This is a genomic window from Intrasporangium sp. (assembly GCF_040414665.1).
GTDB lineage: Bacteria > Actinomycetota > Actinomycetes > Actinomycetales > Dermatophilaceae > Intrasporangium.
In genome coordinates this window covers 1-6,304 of record NZ_JBEDUL010000116.1, presented here as the reverse complement: position 1 = coordinate 6,304, position 6,304 = coordinate 1, and the positions used below count along the sequence as shown (strand labels likewise).

Annotated in this window: 8 protein-coding genes; 3 read left to right on the top strand and 5 right to left on the bottom strand. The window is 70.3% G+C overall.

From position 1 onward, the window contains the following. The 4 genes from ABF401_RS12680 to ABF401_RS12665 all read right to left on the bottom strand — a co-directional run. A partial coding sequence (locus ABF401_RS12680; RefSeq protein WP_353509930.1) for an NADH-ubiquinone oxidoreductase-F iron-sulfur binding region domain-containing protein occupies positions 1-1,058 on the bottom strand: 1,058 nt, incomplete at its 3' end. Then, positions 1,055-1,618 carry a ferric reductase-like transmembrane domain-containing protein gene (locus ABF401_RS12675; RefSeq protein WP_353509929.1) on the bottom strand — a complete coding sequence of 188 codons (564 nt, stop codon included), beginning with the start codon at positions 1,616-1,618 and terminating at the stop codon, positions 1,055-1,057. The genes ABF401_RS12680 and ABF401_RS12675, both read right to left, overlap by 4 nt. After that, positions 1,618-2,571, bottom strand: coding sequence for an FAD:protein FMN transferase (locus ABF401_RS12670; RefSeq protein WP_353509928.1), 954 nt, complete (start codon positions 2,569-2,571; stop codon positions 1,618-1,620). The genes ABF401_RS12675 and ABF401_RS12670 overlap by 1 nt, the downstream gene beginning before the upstream one ends. Then, positions 2,568-2,960 carry a hypothetical protein gene (locus ABF401_RS12665; RefSeq protein WP_353509927.1) on the bottom strand — a complete coding sequence of 131 codons (393 nt, stop codon included), beginning with the start codon at positions 2,958-2,960 and terminating at the stop codon, positions 2,568-2,570. Before ABF401_RS12665 ends, ABF401_RS12670 begins: the two co-directional genes overlap by 4 nt. Positions 2,961-3,142: 182 nt before the next feature. Here ABF401_RS12665 and ABF401_RS12660 point away from each other — a divergent pair, with 182 nt between their 5' ends. Together ABF401_RS12660 and ABF401_RS12655 are read left to right on the top strand one after the other, a co-directional pair. After that, positions 3,143-4,018, top strand: a complete 876-nt coding sequence (locus ABF401_RS12660; protein ID WP_353509926.1) for a hypothetical protein — start codon at positions 3,143-3,145, stop codon at positions 4,016-4,018. A 46-nt stretch (positions 4,019-4,064) separates the two neighbouring features. Next, complete coding sequence (locus tag ABF401_RS12655) at positions 4,065-5,318, top strand: MFS transporter (RefSeq protein ID WP_353509925.1); 1,254 nt, start codon at positions 4,065-4,067, stop codon at positions 5,316-5,318. 127 nt (positions 5,319-5,445) lie between these two features. Here ABF401_RS12655 and ABF401_RS12650 read toward each other — a convergent pair whose 3' ends face one another. Further along, on the bottom strand, positions 5,446-5,598 hold the full coding sequence (locus ABF401_RS12650) for a hypothetical protein (protein WP_353509924.1): 153 nt from the start codon (positions 5,596-5,598) through the stop codon (positions 5,446-5,448). A gap of 199 nt (positions 5,599-5,797) precedes the next feature. Here ABF401_RS12650 and ABF401_RS12645 point away from each other — a divergent pair. Continuing rightward, a partial coding sequence (locus ABF401_RS12645) for a hypothetical protein (protein WP_353509923.1) occupies positions 5,798-6,304 on the top strand: 507 nt, incomplete at its 3' end.

The window sequence follows — 6,304 nt, the reverse complement described above, 5'->3', positions numbered from 1 at the left end:
CCGGCCAGGTGGCCCTCGAGGTGCTCACCGTAGACCTGCCTGGCAGAGGCCACGAACCGCGCCACACCGTCGGGGAATCGACAAGCACCACGACCGGGAAGCAGACCGGCACGCCGCCAGATGTCCTGGAGGACAAGGGCACTGGGACGTTCCGCGAAGCGGTGCCACTCTGCCGCCAAGGCCGGCACGCCGAACATGCACGGTCCGCACTGGCCGGCCGACTCGCCGGACGCGTAGGCGAGGAACCGGTCGACGAGGGCGATCGGGCACTCGCGCGGCTCGATCAGCTCAATGACTCCCGGACCGGTGCCGGCGCCGAACCGGGCGAGGGCGGCCGTCGACCACGTCAGGCTCGGGACCACGTCGGCCGGCACGAAGCTGCCGCCCAGGCCACCGACGAGCACGGCCTCGGAATCGGCGGCCAGACCACCGATCGCCGAGAGCAGCTCGGCCATCGGGGCTCCCGCCTCCGTCTCGAGCACCACACCGCGGACGGTCGGACCGTTGACGCTGACGAGGCGGGGTCCGGGCTCAGCGGCGGTCCCGAACGAGCGGAACCAGTCCGGCCCCCACTCGACGACCTGCAGCACTCGCCACACGGTCTCGGCGTTGAGCACGACCGTGGGCCTGATCCACCGCCCCGCCGAGTCCCGCCCGCCGGCGACGAAGGGAGGAGCCCGCTTCGTCATCGGTCGGGCGAGACCGCCTTGGGCGAGGGAGATGAGCGAGCTCTCCTCGGACGACACGTACCGGGCCGGAACCTCGAGGACGTCGAGGCCCGCCCCGTGCAGTCGGACGGCGGTCGCGGAACCGCGGTGAGCGGCATACCGGATCGTGGCGGGACGGCGGGGACTGAGCAGGTTCGCCCCTCTGACGAGTTCCTCGAGGCGGTGCTCGACGACCCAGCCGTCCTTCGCCGCGCCGATCTCGCCGTCACAGCAGTTGACGATCAGGCGAGCACGGTGCGCGCGGGCCGCTTCGAGCTTCACCGCCGTGGGGAAGGCGGCACCACCGCGGCCGGTGAGACCGGCGTCGCGAAGGAGCGAGGCAAGGGTCATGACCACTCCTGGGTGGCGACGTCGCGGCGCCGATGGGTGTCGTGGGGCGTCACCCCGGAGCGCCAGACGATCGCGGCGCCACCGGCCACCGCGCAGGCGACGGTCGCAAGTCGGAGGATCGGCTCGTCCGCGGTGCCGAGGATGAACCCGTGGAGGATGGCGAGCGGCCACATGAGGTACGCAGCCCAGTGGACGAAGCGCCAGGCGCGCTCCGAGATGCGATGGCGCAGCAGGGAGGTGACCAAGACGGCGACGAACACGTCAAAGGCAAGCGTCCCCAGTCCCACCCACAGCGGCTCGTATCCCGACGTGAACGGAAGGATCGCCGAGACCAGGTCGATCGACACGTAGGTCTCGACGACGGCCGTTGCGACATGGAGGAGCAGGAAGACCGTCATCCCGAGGGACAGCCATCGGTGCAGGGCGGTGACGACGGTCGCACCGTCCCGGCTGCGGGCGCCACGCCCCGAGATCGTCGCGCCCAGGATGACGACGCCGGTGAGCAGGACGATGCTCGCGAGGCCGGTCGCGCGAGAGGTGTACCAGAGCAGCTCGTTCATCAGGCGTGCCGTTGGAGGAGGTCCTCGCGGGGCCAGCCCCGCGTCAACACCGTGGAACCATCGCGGGCGTCGAGTCGGGCGGAGACCCCCTGCTCCTCGAGCCAGGCGGGGGCACCCGGGCCGAGGACGATCGCGGCTGTGGCGGCGGCGTTCGCCTCCGCGGCCGACACGCCTGCACAGGACACCTGCGCCCACGTCAGGGGCGCCGTGAGTCCGGTTCGGGGGTCGATGATGTGGTGGCGTTCGCCGCTCGCAGAGGACCAGCACCGGCGCCGCGTCGACGACGTCGCGACGGCTTGGCCGGTCGAGGCGACCACTTGGAGGACCCGGCCCTCCTCGTCCTCGATGCCGATCTGCCAGCCGCCGGCGGGGGTCTCGCCGGCCACAGCGATGTCGCCGCCAAGGTCGACGAGAAACCCGCCCGTCAGCTCGTCGCGGAGTCGGGCCGCGAGGACGTCGGCCGCGTACGCCTTGGCTGTCGCGCCGAGGTCGAGGAGCGTGCCGTGCGGCACCGACAACCACCGCCTCGTGCTGAAGAAGCGAATGGCCCTCCAGCCTGGGACGGCGGGGCGGCGGGTGTCGGCGCTGGGGAACCTCCGCGCCCGGACGACCTCGATGTCGTCGTCGTAGCCGCTCGCCACGACGGCGGACCCGACGGTGGGATCGACGAGACCACCGGTGATGCGGGCCATCTCGATCGCCGTCTGCAGGTGGTCGGCGAAGACGGGCGAGACGAAGGTCGAGGCGGCGTCCGAGCGGGCACGCACGCCGAGGCGAGAGACCTCGGAGTCGGGGCGGAATCGGGAGACGGCACGGTCCAGCTCGGCGATGTAGTCCTGAGCGATCTCTGCGCCGCCAACGGCGGCGCGGGGATCGGTCGTCAGGATGGTGTTCGCCGTGCTCATCGCGCGGAAGGTGACGCGGCCGAGCGGCTCGGCCAGGGCTGCCGTCATGATCCGTGGCTCATGACGTGTGGGGTGCCCGATCCGGATCCCAGCTGGCCCGGAGAGCTGAAGCCGTTCTGGCTCTGAGTGCCCTGGTTGCCCTGGTTGTTCGGGAAGCTCGGCGTCACCTGGCCGCCCGATCCGAACAGGCCGGCACTGCCGCCTTCGTCGCCTTCGTCACCTTCACGCCCTTCGTCGCCGAAGAGCGTGAAGCCGTTGTCGTCGCGATGCTGGGCCGGCGCCACACTGGAACTGTCGGACGGGTTGCTCGTCCCCGTCGCGAGCGCGGCCGAGTGGTCCGCGGCGAGATGGTAGCCCGTGATCGCAGTCGCCACGGCGGTCGCCGCCATGACGCCCACGGTCCAGGACCGCGCTCGCCTCAATGAGGTCGATCCCATCGCTCCTCCTCGGCTGGTTCGTCTTTCAACGATGCGACGTCAACCTGAGAGGGACGTATGCAAGGAAGGGCCCCTTCCTGTGAATCACCTATGTGATGGCGCGATCCCGGGCCATTCGGCCCTGTCAAGGACTCCGGTTCGCTGGTCGGCTGGGACCAACGGCCCGCACGCAGGAGGAAACGATGGCCATCGAACAACGCGCCCCCACTCGGACCCGGGTGACGACCTCGCGGGGAGCGGTTCACCTCTCCACGGCTCTCGCGGTGCTGGCCTTTGCGGCCGGCAGCCTCACCTTCCTCGGCGGCTTCCTCGTGGGGCCGGAGGTCATGCGGGGCTCGGCACGCGGGACGGCCCTGATGATGTGTCTCGTCGCTTCTCCCGCCCTCTTCCTTGCCGCACGGCGCACGCTCCACGGCTCGACGAGGTGGTTCTTCGTGTGGGCCGGGATGTCGATGTTCCTCGTCTACAACTCGTTCCTGCTGTTGATCGGGACACCGATCAACCGGCTCTTCCTGCTCTACGTGGCGACCTTCGGTGTGGCGTTGGCGACCATGATCGCCGTCGCCCGGTCGGTCGACGCGCACGCAGTGGCGCACCGGTGCAGCCCCGCGATGCGGGCTCGGCCCATCGCTGGGTTTCTCGGCGCCATCGTCACCCTCAATGTCCTGGCCTGGCTGGCCCGGATCGTGCCTGCAACCATGAGCGACCAGATGCCCGGCCTGGTCGAGGGGATGGGGATCGCGACGGTGCCGACCTACCTGCAGGACCTGGCGTTCTGGCTGCCGCTGGTCGCGGTGGGCGCATGGCAGCTCTGGCACCGCCGACCCTGGGGCTTCGTCATCTCAGGCGCCGCGCTCGCGTTCTGGACGCTGGAGGCTGCGACAGTCGCAGTCGACCAGTGGTTCGGACATCGTGCCGATCCCTTCTCGGACGTCGCCTCAGATGCCGTGGTCGTCCCCTTCGCGGCGCTGGCGGTCATCACCGCCGGGGTGTTCTGGTCCTTCCTGCATCACGTGGCCGAAGACCCCGACCCTGTCGCATCGGAACCATCGGCCTGAGGGGCCGCGGTCCGGTTCCCGGTCTCGCGTCAGCGACAATGACGCGATGTCCAGGTCCAGTCCTCCCCCGCACCCGCTCCGGATTCCCCGGGAGATCTGGATCCTCGTCGGTGCGGCGTTCGTCATCGCCATCGGGTACGGAATCGTCTCGCCGGTCCTACCGGCCTACGCCCGCTCCTTCGACGTCGGGGTCGCCGCCGCCTCGGTCATCGTCTCGGCGTTCGCGTTCTTCCGCCTCGTCTTCGCGCCCGTCGGTGGCGAGCTCGTCAGTCGCCTCGGGGAGCGGCCCGTCTACCTGGCCGGGCTGGTCATCGTCGCGATCTCCTCGTTCGCGTCGGCCTTCGCCCAGTCGTACGTCCAGCTGCTCGTCTTCCGAGGGCTCGGCGGCATCGGATCGACGATGTTCACCATCTCCACGATGGCGCTCCTCGTCCGCCTGGCGCCGCCGAGCGCTCGCGGTCGGGTGTCCTCCACCTACGCGTCGGCCTTCCTCATCGGCGGAATGATCGGTCCGGTCCTCGGCGGGCTGCTCGCCGGCTGGGGCCTGCGCGCCCCCTTCATCGTGTACTCCGTCGCCCTGCTCATCGCGGCGGCGGTGGTGGCCATCGGGCTGGGCGGCGCCCGACTGCGACCGGTCGAGGAGCGGGCCAAACGGGACGCCATGACCCTGGGCGAGGCGTGGCAGTCGCCGGTCTACCGGGCTGTGCTCGCCTCGGGCGTCGCGAACGGCTGGACGAACTTCGGCGTGCGGATGGCCGTGCTGCCGCTCCTGGCGACCGCAGTGCTCGACCGGGCGTGGGTGGCGGGCGCGGCCCTCGCCATCGGCGCCGTGGGCACCGCGGTCACCCTGCAGTTCTCGGGCAAGATGGCCGACCGCGTCGGGCGCCGCCCGCTCGTCATCGGCGGACTGGTCGTCATGGGGACCTCGACGGCACTCCTGGCGTTCGCCCAGCACCCTGCCCTGTCTGTCGGCCTTGGGCTGGCCGTGCTTTTCGGCCTGTCGGCGATCTCCGGCGTCGGGGCCGGCCTGGTGAACCCAGCCCAGCAGGCCGCGGTGGCCGACGTGATCGGCCACGAACGGAACGGCGGCAGGGTTCTCTCGACGTTCCAGATGGCCCAGGACGGTGGCGCGATCCTCGGCCCGATCCTCGTCGGGCTCGTGGCCGACGGCCTTGGCTTCGGTGCAGCCTTCGTCGTGACGGGTCTCGTGTGTATCGCCGGCGCAGTGCCGTGGCTCGCTGCGCCTGAGCCGCTGGTCCATCATGCCGCTCCGATCGGCGAGACCAGCAGCGAGAGATGAAGGCGGAACCGATGCGACGCGATCTCAGCCTCCGGCAAGTGGCGCATGCCCCAATCCATCCCGTATGCCGCTGAGCCCGGCCGCGTGCCCAGCCGACCTGGGGCGTGGGCGGGCTCTTGGGGCCTGCTCAGTGTCGCGACGACATGAGGTGCATCTGCGCCGCGCCGGCTGCGAGCTGGCCTGCCGCCGCGGCCATCGTCACGGACGACATCGGCTTCGGGAGTGACGGAAGGTGGGCGATGTCGCCGGCGCAGAACACGCCCGGCTGGCTCGAGCGCACGAACTCGTCGAGCTGAGACCTGGACTCGCCCTGGTTCCTTCAACGGGCGATGTTTCGCTCTCATGCCGATGAGCGCGAGACGCTCATCGGGGATATGTGGGTGATCGAGGGTGCCGATGAGCGGAAGGGTGTGAGCCACTCGAGGTGCCGTGCGCGGGCCGGCCACCTGGTCGCTCAGTTCGTGTGCCATGGTTTCCGCGTGCACGCATCCGCGCTCGGAGCAGAGCCAGGGCCCAGTCGCTTCCTGAACTGGGGCGGCCGTCTGGGTGGACTGCTGGTGTGGCTCGGCGCCGGGCTGCTACCGATCGCCTATGACCTGTTCGACGTCCTGCCGGTTCCGGGGTTGATCGCCCGATTCGATGCCACCTCTGATCGGTTCATGCCCGGCGAGGCTACGGGCTACACCCTCGCCTACCTGGCCATCGCGACAGTCGTCTACCAGGCCGCCGTCACTCCCGAGGCTCGACTGAACAGAGAAACTGGCGGCGTGGTGGTGGTCGGCCCGCTCTTCACCACGAAGATCCCCTTGGCGTTGGTCGACGCCGTGCGCGTGCAACCCGGCGTGCCCAATGTGGCGGCGGATGGCCGTGACATACCGGTGTACGCGCTTATCTCTTCCAATCTCCCGGAACTCGGGCCCTTCCGACGACGACGCCAGAAGGCCTTCCGCGACGCGGTCCTGGCTGCTCGCTCCGGCCGCGCCGAG

What these genes read in the sequence shown, in the direction of transcription:
- ABF401_RS12675 (WP_353509929.1), bottom strand. Translation starts at nt 1,618, where the DNA reads ATGAACGAGCTGCTCTGGTACACCTCTCGCGCGACCGGCCTCGCGAGC.
- ABF401_RS12670 (WP_353509928.1), bottom strand. Translation starts at nt 2,571, where the DNA reads ATGACGGCAGCCCTGGCCGAGCCGCTCGGCCGCGTCACCTTCCGCGCG.
- ABF401_RS12665 (WP_353509927.1), bottom strand. Translation starts at nt 2,960, where the DNA reads ATGGGATCGACCTCATTGAGGCGAGCGCGGTCCTGGACCGTGGGCGTC.
- ABF401_RS12660 (WP_353509926.1), top strand. Translation starts at nt 3,143, where the DNA reads ATGGCCATCGAACAACGCGCCCCCACTCGGACCCGGGTGACGACCTCG.
- ABF401_RS12655 (WP_353509925.1), top strand. Translation starts at nt 4,065, where the DNA reads ATGTCCAGGTCCAGTCCTCCCCCGCACCCGCTCCGGATTCCCCGGGAG.